The organism is Streptomyces sp. MMBL 11-1 (genome assembly GCF_028622875.1).
Classification (GTDB): domain Bacteria; phylum Actinomycetota; class Actinomycetes; order Streptomycetales; family Streptomycetaceae; genus Streptomyces.
In genome coordinates, this window is sequence record NZ_CP117709.1 from 1,015,758 (window position 1) to 1,042,287 (window position 26,530).

A 26,530-nucleotide genomic window follows, 5' to 3' on the forward strand; every position below is an offset into this window, starting at 1 on the left:
CGCTCAGCGCTTCCCGGGGGTGCGGCCGTGCGACCGGGGACGGCCGATCGTCGTGCCCGCCGTCTCGGTCTCGGTGTCGTCGCGCAGGTCCTCGGGTCCGTCGTCGGACGATTCGCCCTTGGCGGCCGCGGCGGCCCGCTTGGCGAGGACCCGCTTCTTCAGCGCCTTCATCTGCGGCTCGCGCTCCTTGAGGTCGGCGACGAGCGGCGTGGCGATGAAGATCGAGGAGTAGGCGCCGGCGGCGAGACCGACGAACAGCGACAGCGAGATGTCGTTCAGCATGCCCGCGCCGAAGACGCCGCCGCCGATGAAGAGCAGACCGGCCACCGGCAGGAGCGCCACCACCGTGGTGTTGACGGAGCGGACCAGGGTGCTGTTGATCGACCGGTTGGCGATCTCGCTGTACGTGAAGCGGGTCTGCTTGGTGATGTCCTTCTGGCCCTCCTTGAGGCTGTCGAAGACCACCACCGTGTCGTACAGGGAGTAACCGAGAATGGTCAGCAGACCGATCACCGTGCCCGGCGTGACCTCGAAGCCGACCAGGGCGTAGACACCGACCGTGATGGTGATGTCGTGGATCAGCGCGATCAGGGCGGCGACGGCCATCCGCCACTCGAAGGCGATGGCCAGATAGATCACCACCAGGATCATGAAGACCCCGAGGCCCGTCCAGGCCTTGTTCGCGATCTGCTCACCCCAGCTGGGGCCGACCAGGTCCGCGTTGATGTCGTTGGCCGGGATACCGAGCTCGTCGGAGAGCGTCTCCTTGATCTCGTTGGCCTTGGCGGTGTCGACCTCGGTGATCTGGATACGCAGACCGCCGTTGCCCAGCTCCTGGACGATCGCCATGTGGCCGGAGGCCTCGGTCGCCACGTCCGTGGCCTGGGCGGTCGAGATCTTGGCCTTGGTGTCGGTCGTGAAGACCGCGCCGCCCTCGAACTCGATGCCCATGCGCAGACCACCGACCGCCACGCCGATGATGGCGGTGATGGTGATCAGGATCGAGATGCCGTACCAGATCTTGCGGTTACGGATGAAGTCGTAGCCGACCTCGCCACGGTAGAGCCGGGCGCCGAGATTGCCGAGTCGCGACATCTCACGCCTCCTTCGGTTCGGTGGGGGCGTTGACACGGCGCGAACGGCGCAGCGGCGGCTGGGCGCCGAGACGCTTCGGGTCCAGCCCGGACCACGCGCCGCCGCGGGAGAAGAACTTCGTCCGCCCCATGAGCGTCATGAGGGGCTTCGTGAAGAAGAAGACCACGACGACGTCGAGGAGTGTGGTGAGGCCGAGCGTGAAGGCGAAGCCCTGCACCTTGCCGACGGTCACGATGAAGAGCACCGCGGCGGCCAGGAACGACACGAAGTCGGAGACCAGGATGGTGCGCCGGGCGCGCGGCCAGGCGCGCTCGATGGCGGGACGGAGCGTGCGTCCCTCGCGGATCTCGTCTCTGACGCGTTCGAAGTAGACGATGAACGAGTCCGCTGTGATGCCGATGGCGACGATGGCGCCGCAGACCGCCGGCAGGTTCAGCGCGAAGCCGATGGCCGGGCCCAGCAGAGCCATGATCGTGTAGGTCAGCACGCCGGAGACCAGGAGGCTCAGGAGCGCGATGAACGCGAGGCCCCGGTAGTAGACGACCAGGTAGACGACGACCAGAGCCAGACCGATGGCGCCGGCGATCAGACCGCCCTTGAGCTGCTCGCTGCCGAGCGCCGCGGTCACCGTGGTGACGCTGACCTCTTCGAAGGTCAGCGGCAGTGCGCCGTAGGACAGGATGTTGCCGAGGTCTTCGGCGGACTGCTGGTCGAAGCTGCCGGAGATCTGGGCGTTCTTGCTGAGCGCCGTGCGCACCGAGGGAGCGGAGACGACCTCACCGTCGAGGACGATCGCGAACTGGTTCATCGGCGGCTGCTGCTGCGAGAGCCGGCCGGTGATCTTCTGGAACTTCTTGGCGCCGGAGGAGGTGAACTCCATCGACACGATCCACTCGCCGGTCTGCTGCTCGATGGCGCCCTTGGCTTCGTCGACGTCGCTGCCGGAGACCTCGGCCGGGCCGAGCACGTACTTCTCGTAGCTGCCCGGGACGTTGGAGCCGCAGGCGACGATCGAGTCGGTGGGCTTGGCGTTCTGCCCTGCCTCCGTGCGCTGCTTGGGGTCGCTGCAGTCGAGCTTGGCGAACTCCTCCTGGAGCTTGGCCGTGGCCGGGTCCGCGGGAGGCGAGGCCTCGGGGGAGTCGGACGGCTTCGGCTTGTCGGAGGCGCCGGGGGTCGGGTCGTCCTTCGTCAGGGCGCCGGTGACCGCGCGGCCCTGGGTGGTGGCGCTCGCCGAGGGGGTGGCCTCCGAACCGCCGGCCTCCTCGCCCTTGGGCTTGTCGGCGCCTTCGGCGGACTCACCGGGCTTCGGGGTGGCGCCGGCCGAGGGAGTCGCGGAACCGGAGGGCGTGGGCTCCGCGGGGCCGCTCGCCTGCACCGTCAGAACAGGCCGGAAGTAGAGCTGGGCGGTGGTGCCGACCTGCTCCTGGGCCTGCTTGGAGTTCGTCCCCTTGGGGATGTTGACGATGATGTTCTTCGAGCCCTGGGTCTGGACCTCGGCCTCGGAAACGCCCAGACCGTTGACGCGCCGCTCGATGATCCCGACCGCGGTGTCCATGTTGGTCTTGTTGATCGCGTTCGGCTTGCCGGGCTGGTTCTGCGCCTCCAGCGTGATCGACGTCCCGCCGGCCAGGTCGATGCCCAGCCGGGGCGTGGTGTGCCCGGACAGGAACAACCCGCCGGTGAGCGCGACCATGGCGATGAGGATCAGAGCCAGGGCACGCCCCGGCCTGCCCTGACCGCCGGACGGCCCTCGGCCCTTCTTGGGTGCTGCCACCTTCTCGTTTCTCCCTGTCCAACCGCCCCGCGCCGGGTACGCGCCCGAGCGGCCACGAAGTGTAGTGGGGACCCTGCCCCCGCAGACGACCGCACGGTCCCGGGGACGCCGCGCGCCGGTGGGCGCGCGACGTCCCCGGGATCGTGAGAACTACTTGGAGTCGGCGTCGCCGTCGGTCTTGCTCTCGTCCTTGGCGTCCTTGGCGTCCTTGACGTCCTTCACCGCGGCGTCCTCGGGTTCGGCGTCGTCGGCCGCGTCGTCCTTGGCCAGGTCGATCTTGGCGACCTCGGCGTCGTCGGACTCACCGGTCAGCGAGGAGGCGTCGTCGGGAACGACGGTGCCGTCCGCGTCCAGCTCCGGGTCGTCACCGTGCACGATGCGGTTGTACTCCGCGTCGTCCAGGACGGCGCCGACGGAGTTCTTCGCGTAGATGGCGTGCACGCCGGGAGCGACCTCGAGGATAACGGTGTCGTCGTGGACTTCCTTGACGGTGGCGTACATGCCCCCGATCGTCCGGACGCCGGTGCCGGGCTGCATGTCGTTGCGCATCTGCGCGGCCGCCGCCTGCTTCTTCTTGGCGGAGCGGGTCATCAGGAACATGGCCCCGATGAGCACGATGAAGGGGAGGAGAGTCAAGATATCCACGGGACGGGAATTCCTTCGCACGACCGCGCTGGAATGCGGCCTGTATATACGGGGGTGGGTACACCGACCGGTAAGGGCGGCATCGGCGGAGTCTAAGCGAGTCCGCATCGATGGAACAACGCCCAGCATGGCACCGGGGTTCCTGTGGACGCGAACCTGTGACCCATCACGCCCCGAACAGACCCTGTTGTCCCTTTGCTCCGTGCTGCGGCGGGACCAGTCCCAGATGCGCCCAGGCGGCCGGGGTGGCGACACGGCCGCGCGGGGTCCTGGCCAGCAGTCCTTCCCGTACGAGGAAGGGCTCGGCGACCTCCTCGACGGTCTCCCGCTCCTCCCCCACCGCGACCGCCAGCGTGGACAGTCCCACCGGGCCGCCGCCGAAGAGCTTCAGCAGGGCGCCGAGGACGGCACGGTCCAGCCGATCGAGTCCGCGGCCGTCAACCTCGTACACCTTGAGGGCCGCCATCGCGATCTCCCGGTCGATCGTGCCCTCCGCCTTGACCTGGGCGTAGTCGCGGACGCGGCGCAGCAGCCGGTTGGCGATGCGGGGGGTGCCGCGGGAGCGTCCGGCGATCTCGGCGGCGCCCTCCGCGTCGATGGTGACGTCGAGGAGGCGGGCGGAGCGGTGGACGACGCGCTCCAGCTCGGCGGGGGCGTAGAACTCCATGTGCCCGGTGAAGCCGAAGCGGTCGCGCAGCGGCGGCGGGAGCAGTCCGGCCCTGGTGGTGGCCCCTACCAGGGTGAAGGGGGGCAGTTCGAGCGGGATGGCGGTGGCGCCGGGGCCCTTGCCGACGATGACGTCGACCCGGAAGTCCTCCATCGCCATGTAGAGCATCTCCTCGGCGGGCCGGGACATGCGGTGGATCTCGTCGAGGAAGAGGACCTCGCCCTCCTGGAGGGAGGAGAGGATCGCCGCGAGGTCGCCGGCGTGCTGGATGGCGGGGCCCGAGGTGATCCTGATCGGGGCGTTCATCTCCGCCGCGATGATCATCGAAAGAGTGGTCTTGCCGAGGCCGGGGGCGCCGGAGAGCAGTACGTGGTCGGCGGTGGCCCCGCGGGCGAGGGCGGCCTTGAGGACCAGGTCGAGCTGTTCGCGGACCTTCTCCTGGCCGACGAACTCCTCCAGGTCCTTGGGGCGCAGGGCCGCCTCGACCGCGGTGTCCTCGCCGTCGAGATGGCCGGCGTCGACCAGCCGGTCGTCGAGGACCGGGCCGGTCGGCTCATCGGTCTCGGGTCCGGTCTCGTCCCAGTTCATCAAGGGCCTCTTCGGTGGTTCGGTGCCGGTCAGCGTGCGCGGTTGAGAGTCTGCAGGGCGGCCCGCAGCAGCTGCGGCACGGGGGGTGCCGTGCCCTCGGCGGCGGCGGCCTCGGCCTGCGGGGCGACGGCGTTGACTGCCTCGTCGGCCTCGCGGCTCGCGTAGCCGAGGCCGATCAGGGCGGCCTGGAGCTGGTCGCGCCAGCCGGAGGTGACGGGGGTGCCGATGCCCTGCTGGCCGATGTGCGCGCCGACCGGTTCGCCGAGCCGGTCCTTGAGCTCCAGGAGCAGCTTCTGCGCACCCTTCTTCCCGATGCCGGAGACGGCGGTCAGCGCCTTCTCGTCACCGGTGGAGACCGCGAGGCGCAGGGCGTCGGGGCTGTGGGTGGCGAGCATGGCCTGGGCGAGGCGCGGTCCGACGCCGCTGGCGGTCTGGAGGAGCTCGAACACCTGCCGCTCGTCGTCGTCCGCGAAGCCGTACAGGGTGAGGGAGTCCTCGCGGACGACCAGCGAGGTGGCGAGCTTGGCCTCCTTGCCGACGCGCAGGCCGGCGAGGGTGTGCGGGGTGCACTGGACCGCCATGCCGATGCCGCCGACCTCGATGACGGCCGTGGTCGGGGCGAGGGCGGCCACCGGGCCGGAGACGAAGGCGATCATGCGGTGCGGCCTTTCAGCGGGCGGGGCGTGCTGGGCGTACGGGAGGCGCCGGGCGTACGGGACGCGCCGAGGGTGCCGGTCGCCCCGGAGGTACGGGGCGTGCCGGATGTGCGGTGGGCGGCGACGGCCTGCTGAAGCCGGTTCTGCGCGGGGGCGCGCCAGATGTGACAGATGGCCAGGGCCAGGGCGTCGGCGGCGTCGGCGGGTCTGGGCGGTGCGTCCAGTCTCAGCAGCCGGGTCACCATCGCACCGACCTGGTCCTTGTCGGCGCGGCCGGATCCGGTGACCGCCGCCTTGACCTCACTGGGGGTGTGCAGGGCGACGGGGATGCCGCGGCGGGCGGCGCAGAGCATGGCCACCGCGCTGGCCTGGGCCGTGCCCATCACGGTGCGGACGTTGTGCTGGGCGAAGACGCGCTCGACCGCGACGAAACCCGGGGAGTGTTCGTCGAGCCACTGTTCGATGCCGCGCTCGACGGCGACGAGCCGGTCGCCGAGCTCGGCGTCGGAGGAGGTGCGCACGACGCCGACGCCGATCATCGTCAGGGGTCTTCCCGCGACACCTTCGACCACGCCGATGCCGCACCGGGTCAGCCCCGGGTCAATGCCCAGAACCCGCATGGAGCCCCCTGTCCTCGGCCCGTCGCCGGCGCGCGCCGCGCCCGCTCGATCATCTGTTCCCGCAGGCTATCGGCTCGCACTGACAATCCGCCGCAACCACAGGACGACGGGCCGACGGGGAGTGCCCCGTCGGCCCGTCGTGTGAGACCTGCCGGCCGTGCCGTCAGGCGTCGACCTTCTCCATGACCTCGTCGGACACATCGAAGTTGGCGAAGACGTTCTGCACGTCGTCGCTGTCCTCCAGCGCGTCGATGAGCTTGAAGATCTTGCGGGCGCCCTCTTCCTCCAGCTCGACCTGCATGGTCGGGAGGAAGTTGGCCTCGGCGGAGTCGTAGTCGATGCCCGCCTCCTGGAGCGCGGTGCGCACCGCGACCATGTCGGTGGCCTCGCTGATCACCTCGAAGGTCTCGCCGAGGTCGTTGACCTCCTCGGCGCCCGCGTCGAGGACCGCGCCGAGGACGTCGTCCTCGGTCAGCTCGCCCTTGGGCACGATCACGACGCCCTTGCGGTTGAACAGGTACGAGACGGAGCCCGGGTCGGCCATGGAGCCGCCGTTCCGGGTCATCGCGACACGTACGTCGGACGCGGCACGGTTGCGGTTGTCGGTGAGGCACTCGATGAGCACCGCGACACCGTTGGGGCCGTAGCCCTCGTACATGATCGTCTCGTAGTCGGCGCCGCCCGCTTCGAGACCGCCACCGCGCTTGACCGCGGAGTCGATGTTCTTGTTGGGGACGGAGCTCTTCTTCGCCTTCTGGATGGCGTCGACGAGCGTGGGGTTGCCGTCGGGGTCCACGCCGCCGGAGCGCGCCGCGACCTCGATGTTCTTGATCAGCTTCGCGAAGAGCTTGCCGCGCTTGGCGTCAATCACGGCCTTCTTGTGCTTCGTCGTAGCCCATTTAGAGTGGCCGGACATCTGCCTTCTCCTTCGCGTCACCAAAATCGAGTCGAACCCGAGAGATCCTACCGGGGTCCGCTCAGTTCACCGCGCGCACCATGTCCACGAACAGAGCGTGTACGCGATGGTCGCCGGTCAGTTCGGGGTGGAACGAGGTGGCGAGGGCGTTTTTCTGCCGGACGGCCACGATATGCCCGCCGTGTTCGGCGATGACCTCGGCCCGGGCCCCGACGGACTCGACCCAGGGCGCGCGGATGAACACACCGTCCACCGGGCCGCCTTCGACACCGCCGACCTCGACGGCGGCCTCGAACGATTCGTTCTGCCGGCCGAAGGCGTTGCGCCGCACGATCATGTCGATGCCGCCGACGGTCTCCTGGCCCGAGCGGGGATCGAGGATCTTCTCGGCCAGCAGGATCATTCCGGCGCAGGTGCCGTAGACCGGCATCCCGGCCCGGACCCGCTCGCGGAGCGGCTCCATCATGCCGAAGAGCACGGCCAGTTTGGACATGGTGGTGGACTCGCCGCCCGGTATGACCAGGCCGTCGACCTCGGCGAGTTCCTCGGGGCGCCGGACCGGCCTGGCCAGGGCGTCCGCCGAGGCCAGGGCGATCAGATGCTCCCGTACGTCGCCCTGGAGAGCCAGAACGCCGATCAGGGGGGTGTCGCTCATCAGTGGTTACCAGCCGCGGTTGGCGTAGCGCTCGGACTCGGGCAGCGTGTCGCAGTTGATGCCGACCATGGCCTCGCCCAGGTTGCGGGAGGCGTCCGCGATGACCTTCGGGTCGTCGTAGAAGGTGGTGGCCTTCACGATGGCGGCGGCGCGCTTGGCCGGGTCGCCGGACTTGAAGATGCCGGAGCCGACGAAGACGCCCTCGGCGCCGAGCTGGCGCATCAGCGCGGCGTCGGCCGGGGTGGCGACGCCGCCGGCGGAGAACAGCACGACGGGCAGCTTGCCGAGCTCCGCGACCTCCTTGACCAGCTCGTACGGGGCGCGGAGGTCCTTGGCGGCGGCGTACAGCTCGTTGTTGTCGAAGCCGCGCAGCCGGGCGATCTCGTTCTTGATCTGGCGCAGGTGGCGGACGGCCTCGACGACGTTGCCGGTGCCGGCCTCGCCCTTCGAGCGGATCATGGCCGCACCCTCGGCGATGCGGCGCAGGGCCTCGCCCAGGTTGGTGGCGCCACAGACGAAGGGGGTGGTGAAGGCGAACTTGTCGCTGTGGTTGACCTCGTCGGCCGGGGTGAGCACCTCGGACTCGTCGATGTAGTCGACGCCGAGGGACTGGAGCACCTGGGCCTCGACGAAGTGGCCGATGCGGGACTTGGCCATGACGGGGATGGAGACGGCCCCGATGATCTCCTCGATCATGTTGGGGTCGGACATCCGGGCCACGCCGCCGTCCTTGCGGATGTCGGCGGGGACCCGTTCCAGGGCCATGACGGCCACGGCGCCCGCGTCCTCGGCGATCTTCGCCTGTTCGGCGTCGACGACGTCCATGATCACGCCGCCCTTGAGCTGCTCGGCCATGCCGCGCTTGACGCGGGCGGTGCCGGTGGCGGGGTACTCGGCGGACTGCGGGGTGCTGGGAAGCGTGGACACGGGACCTCACTCGGTGAAAGACGCTGAATGCTGCAACGCCGAGCAAACGCCCCGGGACCGGTCCCCAGCAAGGGCCAATGGACAGGCCGTGGATCGTTTTGGCCCTGGACGGACCCCTGGACGGACCCCTGGACCGTTCCCCGGATCAGGTGCCGGGGCGGTCCGCGAGGGCCACCGGCGGGGCGTCGTCCATCTCGAAGGCGAGCGGGAACGGAGCGTGCCCGGCCAGCCGGAAGAGCCTGACCGTACGGTGCCGGCGCAGGGCGCGGGCGGCGCGTACGGAGTCGTTGTGGAAGCGCCGGGCCATGGGGACGCGGCGTACGGCGGCGGCCAGTTCGACGGCCGCCTCCTCGCCTCCGGGGATCTCCTTCACCGCGTCGACCTGGGCCGGTTCGCCGAAGACGGCGCGCAGGGCGGTGCTCAGTTCGCTCTCGGCGACCTCGCGGTGGTCCTCCTCGGCCTGCCGGGCGGCGTGCGCGGCCTCGTACAGGACGATCGAGGCGGCCGGGTCCAGGACGCCGGAGGTGGCCAGCTCCTGGGTGACCGAGGCGCGGCGCAGCAGCTGGGCGTCGAGGGCGGCGCGGGCGGCGTCGATCCGGGAGTGCAGACGGTCGAGCCGGCCGGCGGTCCAGCTGAGGTACACGCCGACCGCGATGAGGGCGAGGACGATCCAGACGATGAGGGTTACGGTCACGGGCCCACACGCTACCGTCGCCGGGGCCCCCGCTTGAACGGCAGGCCACCGGGGCCGCCCCCCGGGGCCCGGCCCGCCTCAGCGTCGGCCGCGGCCCCCGGGGGCTCAGAGGCCCGGGTGGCCCCGGGCCGGCGGCCACGCTCCGGCACGCGCTCGGCCACCGGCAGCTTCTCAGTCCCGGGCCAGCCCGAACCGGGCCCGCAGCCCGGAGCGTTCGTCCGCCGCGACCGAGGCGGCCCCGTCGGTCACCGTCTCGTACACCGCGAGGATGTCGGCCCCCACCGTCGCCCAGTCGAAGCGCCGCACGTGGGCCTCGCCGCGCTCGCGCAGTCCGGCCCGGCGCCCGGGGTCGCCCAGCAGCCGGATCGCGGCGGCGGCCAGCGCGTCGGCGTCCTCGTTCGCGAACAGGTCGCCCGCCTCCCCCTGGTCCAGCACCTGGGCGAAGGCGTCCAGGTCGCTCGCCAGCACCGGCGCACCGGCCGACAGCGCCTCGACCAGGATGATGCCGAAGCTCTCGCCGCCGGTGTTCGGGGCCACGTACACATCGACGCTGCGCAGCAGCCGGGCCTTGTCCTCGTCGCTGACCATGCCGAGGAACTCGACGCGTCCGCGCAGCTCCTTCGGCAGTGCGGCCACCGCCTCCTCCTCGTCGCCGCGCCCGGCGACCAGCAGCCGGGCTTCGGGGTGGGCGGCGAGGATCGTGGGCAGCGCCTTCATCAGGACGGGCAGGCCCTTGCGGGGTTCGTCGATGCGGCCGATGAAGCCGAGGGTCCCGCCCTGCCATGCGGCCTTCGGCTCGGCCTTGGCGAAGAAGCCGACGTCGACGCCGTTGGGGATGACGACGGCGTCCCCGCCGAGGTGCTCGACCAGGGTGCGCCGGGCGTACTCGCTGACCGCGATCCGGGCGCTGATCTTCTCCAGCGCGGGCTGGAGGATCGGGTACGCGGCGATCATCGCCCGGGAGCGGGGGTTGGAGGTGTGGAAGGTGGCCACGATCGGCCCCTGCGCCGCCCAGCAGGCCAGCAGGCCCAGCGACGGGGAGGTCGGCTCGTGGATGTGGATGACGTCGAAGGTGCCGTCGTGGAGCCAGCGCCGCACCCGGGCCGCCGACAGGAAGCCGAAGTTCAGCCGGGCGACGGAGCCGTTGTACGGGACGGGGACGGCCCTGCCCGCCGAGACGACGTAGGGCGGCAGCGGTGTCTCGTCGTCGGCGGGGGCCAGGACGGAGACCTCGTGGCCGAGCCGGATCAGGTGCTCGGCCAGGTCCCGGATGTGGAACTGCACACCGCCCGGTACGTCCCAGGAGTACGGGCAGACGATGCCGATCTTCACGTGGGTTCCCCCCGGGGGTCCAGGTCGTCCAGCCAGAGACGCTGGAGCATGTGCCAGTCCTCCGGGTGCTCGGCGATGCCGCCGGCGAAGGCGTCGGCCAGCGCCTGGGTCATGGCGGCGGCCTTCTCGACACGGGTGCCCTCTCCCGGCACATCGACCGCCGGGTGGACGCGCCCGCGCATCACCGGCCCGTCGTACCAGAGCGTCACCGGCAGCAGCCTCGCTCCCGTCTGCTGGGCGAGCAGCGCCGGTCCCGCGGGCATCCGGGCCGTGGCGCCGAAGAACGACACCTCGACACCGGAGGCGGACAGGTCCCGGTCCGCGACCAGACAGATCAGGCCGCCCGCGCGCAGCCGCCGCGCCAGGGTGCCGAAGGCGGACCCGCCGCTGTGCGGCAGGACCTCCATGCCCAGGCCCTCGCGGTAGGCGACGAACCGGTCGTAGAGCGTCGCGGGCTCCAGGCGTTCGGCGACGGTGGTGAAGGGGACCTTCAGATCGGTGGTGACCCAGGCACCGGCGTGGTCCCAGTTGGCGAGGTGCGGCAGGGCCACGATGACTCCCCGCCCGGCGTCCAGGCCCTCGGTCAGGTGGTGGACGTCAGAGATGTCGATGCTGTCCTTGATGCGCTCCGGGCTCCAGGCGGGCAGCCGGAAGGACTCCATCCAGTAGCGCATGTAGGAGCGCATCCCGGCCCGGGACAGCTCCGCCAGCCGCTCCGGACCCGCGTCGGGGACGACCCGGGCCAGATTCGACTCCAGGCGCAGCACGCTCTTGCCGCGCCGCTTCCACGCCTGGTCGGCGATGGTGCGGAAGAGCCGGGCGGCGGCGGGCTCGGGCAGCTTCTTGACGGCGCCCCAGCCCAGGCCGTACAGCCCGTCGGTGAGCCGCCCCTTCAGGTCGGACGCGCCGGCGCTCACCGGTCGCCCTCGCTCCCCTGCCCGGCGGAACCGGCGGCGGAGGCGTCCGCGGCGGACTCTCCCGCGGCGGCCTCGGCGGCGTCCGCCTCGGCGGATTCGCGGCGTACGGTCACCACGCGCTGGATCAGCGTCACGAGGCTGCCCGCGGCGACGATCCACAGCGCGATCGGCAGCAGCACCTCGATACCGGGGACGCCGAACGTGTGCAGTCCGGCGAGACCGGCGGCGACCAGCGAGATCACCAGGCGCTCGGCGCGCTCCACGAGACCGTTGACCGCGACCGGCAGGCCGATCGACTCGCCGCGCGCCTTGGTGTAGGAGACCACCTGGCCGCTGGCCAGGCAGAAGATCGCGACGGCGCACAGGATGTTGTCGTCACCGCCGCCCGCGTACCAGAGGGCGAATCCGGCGAAGATCGCCCCGTCGGCGACCCGGTCCAGCGTCGAGTCGAGGAACGCCCCCCACCGGCTGGAGATCCCGGCCTGTCGCGCCATGTTGCCGTCGACGAGGTCGGAGAAGACGAAGATCGTGATGACGATCGTGCCCCAGAAGAACTCCCCCATGGGGAAAAAGACCAGCGCGCCTGCCATCACTCCGGCCGTACCGACGAGAGTGACCGCGTCGGGGCTGACCCCGAGGCGGAGCAGCAGAGCGGCGAACGGTGTGAGGACACGCGTGAAGAATGCACGCGCGTACTTGTTCAGCATGGCCTTCCCGAGGGTTCGGTTCGCCGAGCGGCCCCTTCGGCCACCGGCTGGCCCATCGTAGTCACCGCCGGTGCCTTCCACCGGACGGGCATCCGCCGCCGGGGGTCGCGCGGGCTCCCCGCCCGCCCGGACCGCACCCGTGCGCGACACCGTGGCCGGGCGGGTGGGCCGCGTACGCACGGTCTCGGTGCGCGGCGCGCGAGCCGTGCCGTGCCGTGCCGTGCGCGACGTATGGACGAGACCCCGGCGCGGTGCCAAGCTCGAAGGACCGCGGGCGTCGCCGAAGCCGCCGCGGCGGCCTCTGAGTGCCCGTGACCACCGCTGCTCCGCGCGCGGTCGCCCTCCCCCGCACCGCGCCATCGACCGGGAGGCACGCACGATGGGCGACAAGGCACACGCACAACCCGGGGCCGCCGGAGGAGTACCGACGGCCGGCCACCCCTCCGCCCTACGGAACGTGGTGCTGGTCGGCCCCAGCGGATCGGGCAAGACCACACTGGTCGAGGCCCTGGCCCTGACGGCGGGAGCCGTGAACCGGGCCGGGCGGGTCGAGGACGGGGCGACCGTCTCCGACTACGACGAGATCGAGCGGCGCCGACGGCGTTCCGTACAGCTCTCGCTGGTCCCGGTGGCCTGGGACGGCTGCAAGATCAATCTACTGGACACCCCCGGCTACGCGGACTTCGTCGGGGAGCTGCGGGCCGGTCTGCGCGCGGCGGACGCGGCCCTCTTCGTCGTCTCCGCGGCCCAGGACGCGGCGACCGTGGCCGCGACCACCCGGGCCGCCTGGGAGGAGTGCGCGCGCGTCGGCATGCCGCGCGCCATCGTCGTCACGCACCTGGACACCGCCCGCACCTCCTACCGGGAGATGAACCGGATCTGCGCCGAGGCCTTCGGGGGCGACGACCCCGACGCCGTACTGCCGCTGTACCTGCCCGTGCTGGGCCCCGAGGGCGCCGACGGGCACGCCCCGCTGACCGGGCTCACCGGACTGCTGAGCCGGCGCGTCCTCGACTACTCCTCGGGGGAACGCGCCGAGCGGCCCCCGGCGCCCGGCCAGGAGGAACCTTTGCGGGCGGCCCGGGACCGGCTGATCGAGGGGATCATCGCCGAGAGCGAGGACGAGTCCCTGATGGACCGCTATCTCGCCGGCGAGGACCTCGACGTCGAGACGCTGATCGCGGACCTCGAACGGGCCGTCGCCCGGGGCTCCTTCCACCCCGTCCTCACCGCGGCGCCCGCGGCCGACGGCGCCCGGCAGGGCATCGGCACCGTCGAACTGCTGGAGCTGATCACCCGCGGCTTCCCGAGCCCGCTGGAGCGCACGCCGCCCGCCGTCACCACCCCGTCGGGCAGGCCGCGGCCGGCCCCGGTCTGCGACCCCGGGGGCCCGCTGGTCGCCGAGGTCGTCAAGACCGCCTCCGACCCGTACGTGGGCCGCGTCTCGCTGGTCCGCGTCTTCTCCGGCACCCTGCGCCCCGACGACTCCGTACACCTCTGCGGCCACGGCCTCAACGCGACGGGACACGCGCCGCACCCCTGTCACGAGGCGGAGATCCGCGTCGGTGCGCTCACCTCGCCGTTCGGCCGGCGGCAGCACGCCCTGGACCGGTGCGTCGCGGGCGATCTGGCGTGCGTGGCCCGGCTCGGCGGGGCGGAGACCGGCGACACCCTCTCCCCGGCCGACGACCCCGTGCTGATCGAGCCCTGGTCGACGCCGGACCCGCTGCTCCCGCTGGCCGTACGGGCGCACGGCAAGGCGGACGAGGACAAGCTGTCGCAGGGCCTGGCGCGGCTGGTCGCGGAGGACCCCACGCTGCGCCTCGAACAGAACCCGGAGACCGGCCAGGTCGTCCTGTGGTGCCTGGGCGAGGCCCACCAGGAGGTCGCACTGGAGCGGCTGCGCAACCGTTACGGCGTACAGGTCGACGCGGAACCGCACCGGGTGCCGCTGCGGGAGACGTTCGCCGGGCCGGCCGCCGGGCGCGGACGGCACGTCAAGCAGTCGGGCGGGCACGGCCAGTTCGCGATCTGTGAGATCGAGGTGGAGCCGCTGCCGCCGGGCTCGGGCGTCGAGTTCGTCGACAAGGTCGTCGGCGGCGCGGTGCCGCGTCAGTTCATTCCCTCGGTGGAGAAGGGCGTGCGGGCCCAGGCCGCTCGGGGACTGGCCGCCGGGCACCCTCTGGTCGACGTGCGCGTCACGTTGCTGGACGGCAAGGCGCACTCGGTGGACTCCTCGGACGCAGCCTTCCAGACCGCCGGGGCGCTCGCGCTGCGCGAGGCCGCGTCCGACGCCCGTATCCAGCTCCTGGAGCCGGTGTGCGAGGTGAGCGTCCTGGTCCCCGACGACTACGTGGGCCCGGTGATGAGCGATCTCTCGGGGCGGCGGGGCCGTGTCGTGGGCACCGAGCAGAGTCCGGGCGGGCGCACCCTCGTGCGGGCCGAGGTGCCGGAGATCGAGGTCGGCCGGTACGCGGTGGATCTGCGCTCCCTGTCGCACGGCACGGGCCGCTTCGACCGCGCGTACGCCCGGCACGAGGCGATGCCGCCGCAGGTGGCAGCCCGGGTCCGGGCGGAGCGGGCGGACGGGTCCCCCGGCGCGTGACCGGCGCACTGTCGCACACGCCGTCGGACGCGTCGTGGGTGACGGGTGGTGACGTGATCCGGACGATACGCTGTGGTCGCAGCTCAGAAGGTATGCCGCGTACGGTAGTTGGGCACACCGCAGGAGCAGACGTGCGGCGAGTGGGGGCGACAGGTGGCCAACGACGGATTCGACTTCTCACCCGGGGCCCAGATCCCGGTCCAGGGCTCGGGCGGCCAGTCGGTGGCGACCCATGCCCTGGCCTCGGCGGCGTATCGGGACAGTCCGGTGGAGACGATCCTCGACGCCAACAGCGAGTGGCACAAGTCGACGGTGAAGCCGGGCTCCTCGAAACTCTTCAAGTCCGACTACTTCAAGCCGAATCTCGGCGAGGCGTTCGCCCGTGCCGTCCAGGAGCGGATGCTCGGCGGCGCCCGCAAGGCGCTCATCCAGTCCTTCGGCACGGACCCGCAGACCGTGGTGGAGCACTGCCTGTCGGCGAACAACCTGCGCAAGGCCCGTGACACCCGGCTCACCCTGGTGACCCTGGTGTGCGGTGTCCTGTTCCTGCCCGGCATGCTGGCCTGGGTGATCGCCTTCCTGGTCCGGGAGGCGCTCAACAAGTCCAAGGACACGGCGTTCCGCGCCGTCGGCACGGTCCTCCTGGCGGCCTTCGGGATCGGCGCGCTGGTCCTGATGGTCAGGCTCCCCCTGGACGGGCTGCTCGGGCTCTACGTCCGGGGCGCGCTCATCGCCCCGGTGATCGGCTGGCTGATCGCCAAGCGGATCGCGGAGACCTCCGCCAAGGACATGCGGGCGCGCTGGGAGGGCCTGCTCTCCGGCACCGGGGTGATCGCGAAGATCCCCGAGGCGGTGCCGAAGAACCCCAACGAGACCGCGCGCGAGGCCCTGCGCCAGGGCCTGGAGAAGCTGTCGGCCGAGCAGCAGTCGAACGCCGTCTTCTACGCCGGCCCGAAGGGCATCCTCGGGATGGGCACGCGCTGGGGCAGCTGGCAGCTGGCCGAGGAGCTGCTCCCCAAGGACCCGACGAAGGAGATCCACCAGTTCCGCAGCTGGGATCTGATCCGGATCATCCACGACCAGCTGAAGATGCTGGAGCGCGGCCCGCTGAACACGGGCGGCTTCCCGACGCCGGCGGTGAAGCACTGGGTCGTCTCGCCCATCGGGGAGAACGCCGACTCCGTGACGCGCCCCGAGGGGGAGGACGTCGCCACCTTCCAGGTGAAGCCCCACGAGATACAGCGGATCTGCAATCACCAGCAGTTCGGCAGCGGTGACCGGCACTATCTGGGGGTCCAGTTCACCCTGTGGGACGGCCAGCTGGTGATCACCATGATGATCACCGTCACCGTGCTCCACGAGACCCTGCGCATCGAGGTCACGGGCCACGCGCTGGGGCCGGTGCACGGCCTGTTCCTCTCCAAGCCCGCGGCGAAGACGAAGACGGTCAACAAGACCGTCCGCTTCTGGGAGACCCGGGACATCCAGCTGGCGCTGGTGGACGCCAAGGAGGTCGTCCGGCTCGCCCTGCGGGCCCCCCTCACCTGGTATCCGCCGCTGCTGGACTACCTGGGCGGGAAGATAGTGCTGCCCGAGCCGTTCGGGCTGCGGCACGCGTGGGCGGCCAAGCCGTGGAACCACCGTTTCATGGCGGACGACGCGATGCGCGCCGCCACCCCGGTGCTGCGGGCCGTCCACACGGCGGCGATGCGCGTCCTTGAGGAGAACGGCGTCGACACGGAGCGCTTCGACAACCGCTCGATGGTCCTGAGCGGCCTCGTCCAGGACCCGGCCCCGCGCAAGGCCGACGTCTACGACGCGTAGCCCCGCGTGCGGAGGGAGGCGCGGTCGGGCCTCCCTCCGCACGCACCGCGCTCAGCGGGCCGGCAGCCCGCCCGTCGGCCAGGCGTCGGCCAGCATCGCCCGGGTGTCGCCCAGCAGCTGGGGCAGCACCCTGGTGTGGCCGATGACCGGCATGAAGTTGGCGTCCCCGCCCCAGCGCGGCACCAGGTGCTGGTGCAGATGCGCGGCGATCCCGGCGCCGGCCACGGAGCCCTGGTTCATGCCGATGTTGAAGCCGTGCGCCCCGGAGGCCGCCCGCAGCGCGGTCATCGCGCGCTTGGTGAAGTCCGCCAGCTCCACCGTCTCCGGGCCGTCCAGCTCGGTGTAGTCGGCCACATGACGGTAGGGGACGACCATGAGGTGGCCACCGTTGTACGGGTACAGGTTCAGCACCGCGTAGACGTGCTCGCCGCGCGCCACGAGGAGCCCGTCCTCGTCGGATTTCGCGGGGATCGAACAGAACGGACATCCGTCCTCGGCGCCCGGGCCGCTCGGCTTGTTCTCGCCCTGGATGTACGCCATCCGGTGGGGAGTCCACAGGCGCTGGAATGCGTCGGGCGTCCCCACGCCGATCTGCTGCTCCGGCTCACTCGTCATGCCGATCAGCATATTGCGTCGCTCCGGCGGAGCGTGTCGCCGGGGCCGCGCCGCCCGGCCGCCCGCGATGCTGAGGCGATGAGCGACCGAACCGCCCCCGAACCGCCCGCCCGGCTGGCCCGGTGGGAGCAGCGCACGGAGGTTCCGCTCTTCGCCGCGGGGCTGCTCTTCCTGACGGGGTACGCGGTCCGGGTGCTGACCTCGCACGGGGCCGGGCCCTGGAACGACCTCGCCCTGATCCTCGTCTGGTCGACCTGGTCGCTGTTCCTCGCGGACTATGTGGTCCGGCTGCGGCTCAGCGGGCTGGGCGCGCGCTTCTGGCGCGTGCACTGGCTCGACACCCTGGTCGTGCTGCTGCCCCTGCTGCGCCCGTTGCGCATGGTCAAGGTGTACACGGCGGTGCAGCGACGCCGCGACCGCCCGCGGCTCGGCCTCTACGCGCGCGTGATCTCGTACGCGGGCCTGACCGCCGTCCTGCTCGGCTTCGCCGCCTCACTCGCCGTCTACCACCTGGAGCACACGGCCCCCGGCGCCTCCGTCCGCACGTTCGGCGACGCGGTGTGGTGGGCGTGCGCGACGCTCACGACGGTCGGTTACGGAGACGTCGCGCCGGTCACGTTCTGGGGCCGGACGGTCGCGGCGGGGCTGATGGCCGGCGGCCTGGCGCTGCTGGGCGCGGTCACCGGGTCGTTCTCGTCCTGGCTGATCCAGGTGTTCACCCGGGAGGACGAGAAACGGCCCCCGGAGCGCGGGTAGCGCTCCGGGGGCCGTTCCCGTGTGACGGATCAGACCTGTACGCGGTCCTCGACGGCCTTCGCGATCTTGGCGAGGGCCTCGTCGACCGGGATGCCGTTCTCCTGCGAACCGTCGCGGTAGCGGAAGGAGACGGCTCCGTTGGCCATGTCCTCATCACCAGCGATGATCATGAAGGGCACCTTGGCCTTCTGCTGGTTGCGGATCTTCTTCTGCATCCGGTCCGAGGACGCGTCCACGTCCACCCGCAGCCCCTGCTTGCGCGCCTGGGCGGCGAACTCCTGGAGGTAGGGGATGTGGGCGTCGCCGATCGGGATGCCGACGGCCTGGACCGGGGCGAGCCAGACCGGGAACGCGCCCGCGTAGTGCTCCAGGAGCACGGCGAAGAAGCGCTCGATGGAGCCGAACAGGGCGCGGTGGATCATGACCGGGCGCTGCTTGGAGCCGTCCGGACCGGTGTACTCCAGATCGAAGCGCTCCGGCAGGTTGAAGTCGAGCTGCACGGTCGACATCTGCCAGGTGCGGCCGATGGCGTCCTTGCACTGCACGGAGATCTTCGGGCCGTAGAACGCGGCGCCGCCCGGGTCCGGGACCAGGGGCAGCCCCTGCTTCTCGGCGACCTGACGCAGCGTCTCGGTGGCCTCTTCCCAGGTCTCGTCGGAGCCGACGTACTTCTCCGGGTCCTTGGTGGAGAGCTCCAGGTAGAAGTCGGTGAGCCCGTAGTCGCGGAGCAGGTTCAGCACGAAGGTGAGCGTGCGGTCGAGCTCCTCGGCCATCTGCTCCTTGGTGCAGTAGATGTGCGCGTCGTCCTGCGTGAAGCCGCGCGAGCGGGTCAGGCCGTGCACGACGCCCGACTTCTCGTACCGGTACACCGTGCCGAACTCGAAGAGGCGCAGCGGCAGTTCACGGTAGGAGCGGCCGCGCGCGTCGAAGATCAGGTTGTGCATCGGGCAGTTCATCGGCTTGAGGTAGTAGTCCACCCCGTCGTCGAGCTGCATGGGCGGGTACATGCCGTCGGCGTACCAGTCCAGGTGGCCGGACTTCTCGAAGAGCTTGCCCTTGGTGGCGTGCGGGCTGTAGACGAACTCGTAGCCCTCCTCCTCGTGGCGGCGGCGCGAGTAGTCCTCCATGGCCCGGCGGATGACGCCGCCCTTGGGGTGGAAGACCGCGAGGCCGGGGCCGATCTCGTCGGGGAAGGAGAAGAGGTCCAGCTCGTTGCCGAGCTTGCGGTGGTCGCGCTTGGCCGCTTCCTCCAGGAACTCCAGGTGCGCCTTCAGCTCGTCCTTGGTCGGCCAGGCGGTGCCGTAGATGCGCTGGAGCATCGGGTTCTTCTCGCTGCCGCGCCAGTACGCCGCGGCGTTGCGCATCAGCTTGAACGCCGGGATGAACCGGGTGGTGGGCAGGTGCGGACCGCGGCAGAGGTCCTTCCAGCACAGGTCGCCGGTCTTGGGGTCGAGGTTGTCGTAGATGGTCAGCTCGCCGCCGCCCACCTCGACGTCCGCGCCGTCGTCCGAGGAGGCGGAGCCCTTGATGCCGATGAGCTCCAGCTTGTACGGCTCGTCTCTCAGCTCCTCGCGGGCGGCCTCGTCGGAGACCACGCGGCGGGAGAACTTCTGGCCCCGCTTCTGGATCTCCTGCATCTTCTTCTCGATGGCCTTGAGGTCCTCGGGCGTGAACGGCTTCTCGACGTCGAAGTCGTAGTAGAAACCGTCCTTGACCGGCGGGCCGATGCCGAGCTTCGCCTCGGGGAAGAGCTCCTGCACGGCCTGGGCCATGACGTGCGCGGTGGAGTGGCGCAGGATGTTCAGGCCGTCCTCGGAGGAGATCTCCACGGGCTCGACGGACTCGCCGTCCTGGAGGACGTGGGAGAGGTCCTTCAGCTCGCCGCCGATGCGCGCGGCGACGACGGTGCGCTGACCGGGGAAGAGCTCGCCGGCCGTCGTGCCCGTCGTCACCACGTGCTCTTCCCGCTCGGAATCGCGTTGGATGATCACACGGACGTCTGACACCGGTCTCTCCTGACTGAGGGGGTTACCTGCCATCTATGGCAAGTGCAATAGGGATCGTACCGAGCCGTACGCCCCCGATGCGAACGCCTTCCGAGCCGGGCTACGGCTCCTCCCCCGCGCACGCCTCCTCGAAGAAGTCCACGTTCTCCTGGAGGGCCTTCATGAGCCGGTCCCGCTCCGCCTCGTCTACCTGGACGGGCGCGACCTGCGAGGCCCCGGTGAGCCGCCGGAAGCCGCCCCGGTTCTCCAGCCGCCCCTCCACCCGGAGCGGCAGCCCGACCAGGTGGGCGTGGCCCGCGATGCGGTACGCCTCCTCGTCCAGCTCCACGCGGACGTGCGCGACCTCGGCCCCGGCCAGTACCCGTAGCCGTACGACGCCGGCGCCGCGCGGCCCCGACCGGCGCAGCCGGACCACCGCGCCGGTCAGCCGCACCGGCACGGCGGGTTCGTCGCGGAGGTAGCGGGCTCCGGCGGCGCGGAGGGCCGGCAGGTCGCCCGGGGAGAACTCGACGGGCGCGGGGCGGGCCGGGCAGCCGTCCGGGGCGCCCGCGGCGGGCGCCCACCGCAGGTCGATCCCGGCCCCCTCGGAGCCGCGTACCAACGCGATCAGCGCCTCGGTCAGCTCCCGGCCGACGCCCGCCGCGACCGCGCTGTCGAAGGCCTCCATGCCGCCGGTGGCCCGCTGGTAGTCCACTGCCTCGCGGGTGGCGTGCAGGGCGTGGCAGAGCCGCACGGCGACGGCGCGGCCGGAGGCGACGGGGACGTACGCGGTGAGGCTCCGGCCGTCGGCCCCGGGCCCGATCAGGGCGTCGTCCAGGGCCGCGCGTGCCTTCCGGCGGTGCCGGGCCCCGTGGTAGCCGGCCCGGCCGTGTGTTGCGAGGGCCCCGGCCATGAGGACCTGCCGGGCGGCCGAGCGCAGCTCCTCCGCCTCGGTCCAGCCCGCGGCGCCCGCGGCTCCGGCCGCCGACTCGGGGACCGCGCGCCACCAGTGGATCTCGTCGCTGGGAAGGGTGAGGGAGACCAGGATGTCGCGGGCGGAGGGGGCGGCGCTGTGGCCGAGGGCGAGAAGCGCCTCCTCGATGAGCTCCCCGCTGTCGGGAAGGGCCGCGCTCTCGGGCACCAGGAGGCTGGTCGTCCCCGCGGCGGATCCGGGCGGGGTCCAGCGGCCGTAGCGTCCCGGTGCTCCCCCGCGCCGCTGCCAGCCGTGCCGGCGCAGGAGGGCCCCGATGACCGCGGGGTCGGGCAGTGCCTCACCGGCCCCGGCGAGCGGCGGGGGCCCGGGGCGGGCGGTGGGGTGCGAGCGGGCGGCGGGCAGTCCCGCTCCGCCCGTGGGCTCGTCCATCGACCGGTGCATCAGGGTCTCCCTCCGGCCCCGACCCGGGCCATGATGTCGCAGAGTGCGCGGTCGTCGAAGATCCGCGAGGTCGGGATGCGCACAGTGGTCCGGTGCCGGCCCGTCACCGCGTGGCCGGCCAGGTTGGTCCAGTAGCAGCAGTGGCGCAGGTCGAGGCCCCCGGGCCCGGCACGCAGCCAGTCGTCCTGGCTGCGGGGCACGATCATCACGACGAGGATCCTGTGCACCGACACCGGGCTGCGGGCGAGCTTCACGAGGTGGGCGTTGTCGAGCGTGAAGGAGAACGCCCCGCCCGCCGGGTGCGGCGGTATCTGGTAGGTGCACTTGAGCTGCACCTTGATGGTCACCTCGTCGTCGACGGTGTGGGCCGGGGCGCCGTGGCTGACGTGCCAGTCGATGCCGTTGTCGGGGAAGGGCTGGGACAGGGAGCATCCCGCCGCCGCCGCGACGGCGTGCAGATAGCCCACCTGAAGGGTCTCCATGCAGGCGGTGGTGGCGAGGGAGCCGCGCAGCGGCGTGTCGAGCTGCTGCGGCAGCCGCGGCCCGAGGGCCTCGGCGCGGGCGGTTCCCCCGGGGTCGGGCTGCGCGAGCGCCATGGCTCCGTGTGCCTTCCGGGCGTGCCGATCGATGGCAGATGGTCTGCCGACGGGTGTCGTGGGGCTGGACGGATCGACGGACGCCGGAGGCAACTTCCCAGCGTCTCACCTGTGTTGTCACCGCATCGGACCGCCCGCAAACGGCGTATCAGGCAAACAGCCCGGGTATCACCGATATCGGGCAGAGGAATCACTCCATCTGCCGTGCGGGTGCGAGGAGTTCGGGGATGATGCACTGGTTCGAGGGGCCACTGGCCGCTTTTGACACGGAGACGACGGGCGTGGACGTCGAGCGGGACCGGATCGTTTCGGCCGCTCTCGTCGCGCAGGACACCGCGGGCGGTCGCGTCCGCGTCACGCGCTGGCTGGTCAATCCGGGTATCCCGGTCCCGACGGGCGCGACGGGGATCCACGGTCTGACGGATGACCACCTTCAGCGCAACGGGCGTTGGCCCGCCCCGGTGATGGACGAGATAGCCCGGGCACTGACGGAGAGCTGCGCGACCGGCCGGCCGCTGGTGGTGATGAACGCCCCCTTCGATCTGACGCTGCTGGACCGGGAGTTGAAGCGGCACCGGGCGTCGTCGCTGGCCGGCTATCTGGACGGGGTGCCGATGCGCGTCGTGGATCCGCGCGTGCTGGACAAGCACCTGGACCGCTACCGCAAGGGCCGCCGTACGCTCACGGATCTGTGCGCGAGTTACGAGGTGGTGCTCGACGGCGCCCATGACGCGGCGGCCGACGCGACGGCTTCGCTGGAGCTGGTGCGGGCGGTGTGCCGGCGCTTCTCGGACCGGCTGGAGCGGCTGTCGCCGTCCGAGCTGCACACCCTTCAGGCGACCTGGCACGCGGCCCAGGCGCGTGGCCTGGAGGCGTGGTTCGCGAAGAGCGGGACGCCGGAGAGGGTGGATCCGGCGTGGCCGCTGCGCCCGGAGCTGCCGACGGCGGCATGAGGGGTACGCGGGGCAGAACACGCGAGAGCCGGTCCGCGTGATGCTGGCGGACCGGCTCTCCCCGGTGGGCGATACTGGGTTCGAACCAGTGACCTCTTCGGTGTGAACGAAGCGCTCTCCCACTGAGCTAATCGCCCGGGAACGGGTTGAACCATACAGGGCTCCGCGGGCTTCGTTCAAACCGCTTCCGGGTGGGGCTCTACTCAGGGCGGCACGGCCGGGAAGTGAGTATCCGAGCGCATGTACGGGCCGGGTGGCCGGGGCCACACTCCCGTACATGGAACATGTGTCCCCGCCCGCCGAGGAACTGGCCCGCCTCGACCGAGAACTGGCCGAGCTGGACGCCCGCCGGGCCCAGCTGCTGACCCGGCGCGCCTGGCTGCTCGCCGCGCTGCGGCCGCCCGCGCCGACGGCCGCCCCGGGCTGGAACCCGTCGGCCTGGGGCGCGCCCGCGCCCGGCCGGCCCGGTGCTCCGGCGCAGCCGTGGGGCTATGTGCCGAAGCAGCCGTCCGCCCCGCGCAGCGCGCAGCACGTCCTGCTGACGCTGGGCGGTCTGCTGCTGGCGGTCGCGGCCGTCGCGTTCACGCTGGTGAGCTGGGGCTCCATGGGGATCGGCGGCCGGGCGGCCGTGCTGGCCGCGGCGACCCTGGGAGCGCTGGCCGCCCCGGCGGTGCTGCTGCGGCGGGGGCTGGCGGCCACCGCCGAGGCGCTGGCGGCCCTGGCGCTGGTCCTGACGCTGCTGGACGTCTACGCGGTCCACGCGGTGGCCGCGCCCGACACGGACGGGCTCGGCTTCACGGCCGTCGCGTCGGCGGTGCTCGCGGCGCTGTGGACGGCGTACGGGCTGGCGCTCGGCAAGCTGCGCATGCCGCTGCCGGTCGCGGTGGTGCTGGCCCAGTGGCCGCTGCTGTTCTGGGCGTGGGCCGCGGGCGCACCGGCGCTGGTGGTCGGGTGGGCGCTGCTGGCGACCGCGGTGCTGGACGGAGCGATCGCCCTGTGGGGCAAGGGCGCCGGGGTGCGGGTCACGGCGTGCGTCGGCGGATCGGCGATGGGGTTCTCGGCCCTGATGGTGGGCCTGGCGCTGTCCACGACGGCCTCGGGGCCGCTCGGCGCGGCGGCTCCGGGGGCGCTGCTGCTGGCGGCGGCCTCGGCGGCCCTGGCCGGGGCGTGGCGCGCGCCGAAGGGTTTCGCGCGGACGGGCGGTGCGGTGGCGGGCCTCGCGGCGGTGGCCGCGGTGGGCGGCGTCCCGGCCGCGGCGCTGTCGGACGGCTGGCGGGTGTTCGCGTATCTGCTGTGCGGTCTCGCCCTGACCGGGGTCGTACGGGCGGGGCTCCCGAGGGACGCGGCGCGCGGGGTGCTCGTGGCGTCGGGCGTGGTGGTGGCCGGCGCCCTGGTGTGGGCGCTGCGGCCGCTCGCGGTGGTGCTGCTGGGCCCGGGGACGCTGCTGCCGGACGTGTGGGCGGGGCCGCCGGAGGACTTCCGGTCGACGCTGGGGACGACGCTGCCGTGGTCGGGGTCGGCGGCGGCCCCGCCGGTGCTCGCTCTGGTGGCCGGGCTGCTGGGGGCGGTGCACCGGTGGTGGCCCTCGGTCGTACGGATCACGGCGCCGTTGACCGCCCGGGAGGAGACGCCGGAGCCGGACGCGGCGGCGGGTACGCCGGGCTCGGCCTGGACGGTGCCGCCGGGTGCCGGGATGCCCTGGTACACGGCGGGCGGCCGCGGCCGGCCTTCCGGGGCGGCCCTGCGCGGGGCCGCCGGTGCGGGGGCGGTGGCTCTCGGCTGGGGTGCGCTGCTGCTGGCCGGAGCCGTGCTGGACGTTCCCTACGCGGTCGCGGTGGCCGGGGAGACGGCCCTGGTGGCCGGGCTGCTCGCGCTGGCGGTCCGGGGGGCCGGGAGCGGCCGGTGGGCATCGGCGTTGCCGGTGACCGCTCTGGTGGCGGCGGTGTCGGGGGCGGTGAGCGTCGGGGTGCTGTCGCTGGCGTCCGAGGGGGCCGCCTACGCGGTGTTCGGCGCGCTGGCGGTGCTGTTCGCCGGGGCCGCGGTCCGGGCCGGGGGCGAGGTGCCGCGTGCGGTGTTCGCGGTCGCCGCGGTGGTCTGCGGCACCGTGCTCACGGGGTTCGCGGGCCGGTCCCTGGGCCTCGCCCCGCACGAGGCCGCGCCCCTGGTGCTTCTGGTGCCCGCGCTGACCGTGCTGCTCGGGGCACGGCTGCGGCGTGACCCGGTGGCGTTGCCGGTGGAGCTGACGGGCGCGGTGGGCGCGCTGGTCGCTGTGGGGCTGGCCGTGCCCGACGCGCCGTTCCTGGCCCTGGTGCTGGCGTTGTGCGGGGTGCTGGCGGCGGGGGCGGCGGTGCGGCCGGAGCGGCGGCCGGTGGCGGGCTACCTGGCGGCGGCGCTGTTCGTGCTGGCCACCTGGGTGCGGCTGGTGGCCTCGGAGGTGTCGGTCCCGGAGGCGTACACGCTGCCGGTGACCGTTCCCGCGCTGGTGGTCGGAGTGCTGCGGCGGCGCGGGGCCCCGGAGGTCTCGTCGTGGACGGCGTACGGGCCGGGGCTCGCGGCGACGCTGCTGCCGAGCCTGGCGGTCGCCTGGACCGACACCGACTGGCTGCGGCCGTTGCTGCTGGGGGTGGCGGCGCTGGTGATCACGCTGCTCGGCGCGCGTCACCGCCTCCAGGCGCTGCTGCTGCTCGGTGGGGCGGTGCTGGCGCTGGACGGGCTGCACGAGCTGGCGCCGTACGTGGTGCAGGTGGCGGGTGCGCTGCCCCGCTGGCTGCCGCCGGCCCTGGCCGGGCTGCTGCTGCTGGTGGTCGGAGCGACGTACGAGCAGCGGCTGCGCGACGCCCGCCGGCTGAAGGACACGCTGGGGCGGATGCGGTGAGCCGGGCCGGTCCGGGGGCCCGCTGCCACCAGCGGGCCCCCGGACCGGATCGGCGGACAACGCAGAGGGCCCGGGAGACGGAATCCGTCTCCCGGGCCCTCTGTTCCGGGTGGGCGATACTGGTTTCGAACCAGTGACCTCTTCGGTGTGAACGAAGCGCTCTCCCACTGAGCTAATCGCCCGGGCGCACCGCAAACATTACCCCATGTCAGCGGTGCCCCTGGACCGTCCCCGGCCTACTCGCCGATCTTCCACGGCATGGCGAGCCCGAACTTCCAGACATAGATCCCGGCCAGCACCGCCATGATCACCAGCCCCAGCGTGGTGAGGATGATGTTGCGTCGCCGGACCTTGGGATCGAGGGCCCGCTGCGCCGCCTCGGTGACCTTGCGCTTGGTCCAGCGCAGCACCAGCTGGGCCCAGACGAACTCGGTCGCCCAGATCGCCATACCGCCGAAGATCACCAGCCAGCCGGGGCCCGGCAGCACCAGCATGAGCGCGCCCGCGATCACCACGCCGAGGCCGACGATGAAGACGCCGACCTGCCAGCTCAGATGGAGCGCTTTCGACGCCTTGACGAAGCCCGGCGCCCGCGAGCCCAGCTCACGCTCCGCCCGGACCGATTCCCCCGTGGCGGATGCCGGGGCCGCCTGCTCGGCGACCTCGCTCCGCTCGTCACTCTCCGCGTTCATGAAGCTCAACTTACCCGACCTGTCTTCGTCACTGGAATGGGCGCATAACTCAAAGTTACAC

General features: G+C 72.1%; 23 protein-coding genes and 2 tRNA genes. 5 read left to right on the top strand and 20 right to left on the bottom strand.

The window, feature by feature from the left end:
- Positions 1-3: 3 nt before the first annotated feature.
- From secF to pgsA, 13 genes are all read right to left on the bottom strand, one after another.
- On the bottom strand, positions 4-1,095 hold the full coding sequence (gene secF / locus PSQ21_RS04165; RefSeq protein ID WP_274029041.1) for a protein translocase subunit SecF: 1,092 nt from the start codon (positions 1,093-1,095) through the stop codon (positions 4-6).
- 1 nt (position 1,096) lies between these two features.
- On the bottom strand, positions 1,097-2,869 hold the full coding sequence (gene secD / locus PSQ21_RS04170; protein ID WP_274029042.1) for a protein translocase subunit SecD: 1,773 nt from the start codon (positions 2,867-2,869) through the stop codon (positions 1,097-1,099).
- Positions 2,870-3,019: 150 nt separating this feature from the next.
- Positions 3,020-3,514: a preprotein translocase subunit YajC gene (gene yajC / locus PSQ21_RS04175; RefSeq protein WP_274029043.1), complete on the bottom strand. Its 495-nt coding sequence runs from the start codon at positions 3,512-3,514 to the stop codon at positions 3,020-3,022.
- Between the two features lie 166 nt (positions 3,515-3,680).
- A complete protein-coding gene (gene ruvB, locus PSQ21_RS04180) occupies positions 3,681-4,769 on the bottom strand; it encodes a Holliday junction branch migration DNA helicase RuvB (RefSeq protein WP_274029044.1) in 1,089 nt (362 codons plus the stop codon).
- A 29-nt stretch (positions 4,770-4,798) separates the two neighbouring features.
- On the bottom strand, positions 4,799-5,425 hold the full coding sequence (ruvA, locus tag PSQ21_RS04185; protein WP_274029045.1) for a Holliday junction branch migration protein RuvA: 627 nt from the start codon (positions 5,423-5,425) through the stop codon (positions 4,799-4,801).
- Positions 5,422-6,045 (bottom strand): crossover junction endodeoxyribonuclease RuvC, encoded by a 624-nt coding sequence (gene ruvC / locus PSQ21_RS04190; RefSeq protein WP_274029046.1) that lies wholly within the window; start codon positions 6,043-6,045, stop codon positions 5,422-5,424. The genes ruvA and ruvC overlap by 4 nt, the downstream gene beginning before the upstream one ends.
- 163 nt (positions 6,046-6,208) lie before the next feature.
- The gene (locus PSQ21_RS04195; protein WP_274029047.1) at positions 6,209-6,961 is read right to left on the bottom strand and encodes a YebC/PmpR family DNA-binding transcriptional regulator; all 753 of its coding nucleotides are present in this window, start codon (positions 6,959-6,961) and stop codon (positions 6,209-6,211) included.
- A gap of 61 nt (positions 6,962-7,022) precedes the next feature.
- On the bottom strand, positions 7,023-7,616 hold the full coding sequence (gene pdxT, locus PSQ21_RS04200; protein WP_274029048.1) for a pyridoxal 5'-phosphate synthase glutaminase subunit PdxT: 594 nt from the start codon (positions 7,614-7,616) through the stop codon (positions 7,023-7,025).
- A gap of 6 nt (positions 7,617-7,622) precedes the next feature.
- Entirely contained in the window at positions 7,623-8,543 is a 921-nt protein-coding gene (pdxS, locus tag PSQ21_RS04205; RefSeq protein WP_018960500.1) for a pyridoxal 5'-phosphate synthase lyase subunit PdxS, read from the bottom strand.
- A gap of 145 nt (positions 8,544-8,688) precedes the next feature.
- Positions 8,689-9,237, bottom strand: a complete 549-nt coding sequence (locus PSQ21_RS04210; RefSeq protein ID WP_274029049.1) for a hypothetical protein — start codon at positions 9,235-9,237, stop codon at positions 8,689-8,691.
- A 171-nt stretch (positions 9,238-9,408) separates the two neighbouring features.
- The gene (locus tag PSQ21_RS04215) at positions 9,409-10,569 is read right to left on the bottom strand and encodes a glycosyltransferase family 4 protein (protein ID WP_274029050.1); all 1,161 of its coding nucleotides are present in this window, start codon (positions 10,567-10,569) and stop codon (positions 9,409-9,411) included.
- Complete coding sequence (locus PSQ21_RS04220; protein ID WP_274029051.1) at positions 10,566-11,486, bottom strand: phosphatidylinositol mannoside acyltransferase; 921 nt, start codon at positions 11,484-11,486, stop codon at positions 10,566-10,568. Before PSQ21_RS04220 ends, PSQ21_RS04215 begins: the two co-directional genes overlap by 4 nt.
- Complete coding sequence (gene pgsA, locus PSQ21_RS04225) at positions 11,483-12,193, bottom strand: phosphatidylinositol phosphate synthase (protein WP_274029052.1); 711 nt, start codon at positions 12,191-12,193, stop codon at positions 11,483-11,485. The genes PSQ21_RS04220 and pgsA overlap by 4 nt, the downstream gene beginning before the upstream one ends.
- Positions 12,194-12,572: 379 nt before the next feature.
- On the opposite strand from pgsA, the gene PSQ21_RS04230 reads away from it, so the two are divergent.
- Complete coding sequence (locus PSQ21_RS04230; protein WP_274029053.1) at positions 12,573-14,798, top strand: elongation factor G-like protein EF-G2; 2,226 nt, start codon at positions 12,573-12,575, stop codon at positions 14,796-14,798.
- Between the two features lie 153 nt (positions 14,799-14,951).
- A complete protein-coding gene (locus PSQ21_RS04235) occupies positions 14,952-16,622 on the top strand; it encodes a hypothetical protein (protein ID WP_274029054.1) in 1,671 nt (556 codons plus the stop codon).
- 51 nt (positions 16,623-16,673) lie between these two features.
- On the opposite strand, the gene PSQ21_RS04240 is transcribed toward PSQ21_RS04235, so the two are convergent.
- Positions 16,674-17,249: an HIT family protein gene (locus PSQ21_RS04240; RefSeq protein WP_274029055.1), complete on the bottom strand. Its 576-nt coding sequence runs from the start codon at positions 17,247-17,249 to the stop codon at positions 16,674-16,676.
- A gap of 66 nt (positions 17,250-17,315) precedes the next feature.
- On the opposite strand from PSQ21_RS04240, the gene PSQ21_RS04245 reads away from it, so the two are divergent.
- On the top strand, positions 17,316-17,993 hold the full coding sequence (locus PSQ21_RS04245) for a potassium channel family protein (RefSeq protein WP_274029056.1): 678 nt from the start codon (positions 17,316-17,318) through the stop codon (positions 17,991-17,993).
- Between the two features lie 29 nt (positions 17,994-18,022).
- Here PSQ21_RS04245 and thrS read toward each other — a convergent pair whose 3' ends face one another.
- From thrS to PSQ21_RS04260, 3 genes are all read right to left on the bottom strand, one after another.
- The gene (thrS, locus tag PSQ21_RS04250; RefSeq protein WP_274029057.1) at positions 18,023-19,999 is read right to left on the bottom strand and encodes a threonine--tRNA ligase; all 1,977 of its coding nucleotides are present in this window, start codon (positions 19,997-19,999) and stop codon (positions 18,023-18,025) included.
- Between the two features lie 100 nt (positions 20,000-20,099).
- Positions 20,100-21,353 carry a hypothetical protein gene (locus PSQ21_RS04255; RefSeq protein WP_274029058.1) on the bottom strand — a complete coding sequence of 418 codons (1,254 nt, stop codon included), beginning with the start codon at positions 21,351-21,353 and terminating at the stop codon, positions 20,100-20,102.
- On the bottom strand, positions 21,353-21,949 hold the full coding sequence (locus tag PSQ21_RS04260; RefSeq protein ID WP_274029059.1) for a DUF4365 domain-containing protein: 597 nt from the start codon (positions 21,947-21,949) through the stop codon (positions 21,353-21,355). Before PSQ21_RS04260 ends, PSQ21_RS04255 begins: the two co-directional genes overlap by 1 nt.
- 227 nt (positions 21,950-22,176) lie before the next feature.
- On the opposite strand from PSQ21_RS04260, the gene PSQ21_RS04265 reads away from it, so the two are divergent.
- A complete protein-coding gene (locus PSQ21_RS04265; RefSeq protein ID WP_274029060.1) occupies positions 22,177-22,902 on the top strand; it encodes a 3'-5' exonuclease in 726 nt (241 codons plus the stop codon).
- Positions 22,903-22,967: 65 nt separating this feature from the next.
- Here the strand turns inward: PSQ21_RS04265 and PSQ21_RS04270 are convergent.
- A tRNA-Val gene (locus PSQ21_RS04270) sits at positions 22,968-23,039 on the bottom strand.
- A gap of 140 nt (positions 23,040-23,179) precedes the next feature.
- Here PSQ21_RS04270 and PSQ21_RS04275 point away from each other — a divergent pair.
- A complete protein-coding gene (locus PSQ21_RS04275) occupies positions 23,180-25,777 on the top strand; it encodes an SCO7613 C-terminal domain-containing membrane protein (protein WP_274029061.1) in 2,598 nt (865 codons plus the stop codon).
- Between the two features lie 110 nt (positions 25,778-25,887).
- On the opposite strand, the gene PSQ21_RS04280 is transcribed toward PSQ21_RS04275, so the two are convergent.
- Both PSQ21_RS04280 and PSQ21_RS04285 read right to left on the bottom strand, forming a co-directional pair.
- Positions 25,888-25,959 (bottom strand) — tRNA-Val (locus PSQ21_RS04280).
- 54 nt (positions 25,960-26,013) lie between these two features.
- Entirely contained in the window at positions 26,014-26,469 is a 456-nt protein-coding gene (locus PSQ21_RS04285; protein WP_274029062.1) for a TIGR02611 family protein, read from the bottom strand.
- Between the last annotated feature and the right edge of the window lie 61 nt (positions 26,470-26,530).

What these genes read in the sequence shown, in the direction of transcription:
- ruvB (WP_274029044.1), bottom strand. Translation starts at nt 4,769, where the DNA reads ATGAACTGGGACGAGACCGGACCCGAGACCGATGAGCCGACCGGCCCG.
- PSQ21_RS04240 (WP_274029055.1), bottom strand. Translation starts at nt 17,249, where the DNA reads ATGCTGATCGGCATGACGAGTGAGCCGGAGCAGCAGATCGGCGTGGGG.
- pdxT (WP_274029048.1), bottom strand. Translation starts at nt 7,616, where the DNA reads ATGAGCGACACCCCCCTGATCGGCGTTCTGGCTCTCCAGGGCGACGTA.
- PSQ21_RS04285 (WP_274029062.1), bottom strand. Translation starts at nt 26,469, where the DNA reads ATGAACGCGGAGAGTGACGAGCGGAGCGAGGTCGCCGAGCAGGCGGCC.
- secF (WP_274029041.1), bottom strand. Translation starts at nt 1,095, where the DNA reads ATGTCGCGACTCGGCAATCTCGGCGCCCGGCTCTACCGTGGCGAGGTC.
- PSQ21_RS04255 (WP_274029058.1), bottom strand. Translation starts at nt 21,353, where the DNA reads ATGCACCGGTCGATGGACGAGCCCACGGGCGGAGCGGGACTGCCCGCC.
- PSQ21_RS04230 (WP_274029053.1), top strand. Translation starts at nt 12,573, where the DNA reads ATGGGCGACAAGGCACACGCACAACCCGGGGCCGCCGGAGGAGTACCG.
- pgsA (WP_274029052.1), bottom strand. Translation starts at nt 12,193, where the DNA reads ATGCTGAACAAGTACGCGCGTGCATTCTTCACGCGTGTCCTCACACCG.
- ruvC (WP_274029046.1), bottom strand. Translation starts at nt 6,045, where the DNA reads ATGCGGGTTCTGGGCATTGACCCGGGGCTGACCCGGTGCGGCATCGGC.
- PSQ21_RS04275 (WP_274029061.1), top strand. Translation starts at nt 23,180, where the DNA reads ATGGAACATGTGTCCCCGCCCGCCGAGGAACTGGCCCGCCTCGACCGA.
- PSQ21_RS04195 (WP_274029047.1), bottom strand. Translation starts at nt 6,961, where the DNA reads ATGTCCGGCCACTCTAAATGGGCTACGACGAAGCACAAGAAGGCCGTG.
- PSQ21_RS04265 (WP_274029060.1), top strand. Translation starts at nt 22,177, where the DNA reads ATGATGCACTGGTTCGAGGGGCCACTGGCCGCTTTTGACACGGAGACG.
- ruvA (WP_274029045.1), bottom strand. Translation starts at nt 5,425, where the DNA reads ATGATCGCCTTCGTCTCCGGCCCGGTGGCCGCCCTCGCCCCGACCACG.
- PSQ21_RS04260 (WP_274029059.1), bottom strand. Translation starts at nt 21,949, where the DNA reads ATGGCGCTCGCGCAGCCCGACCCCGGGGGAACCGCCCGCGCCGAGGCC.
- PSQ21_RS04245 (WP_274029056.1), top strand. Translation starts at nt 17,316, where the DNA reads ATGAGCGACCGAACCGCCCCCGAACCGCCCGCCCGGCTGGCCCGGTGG.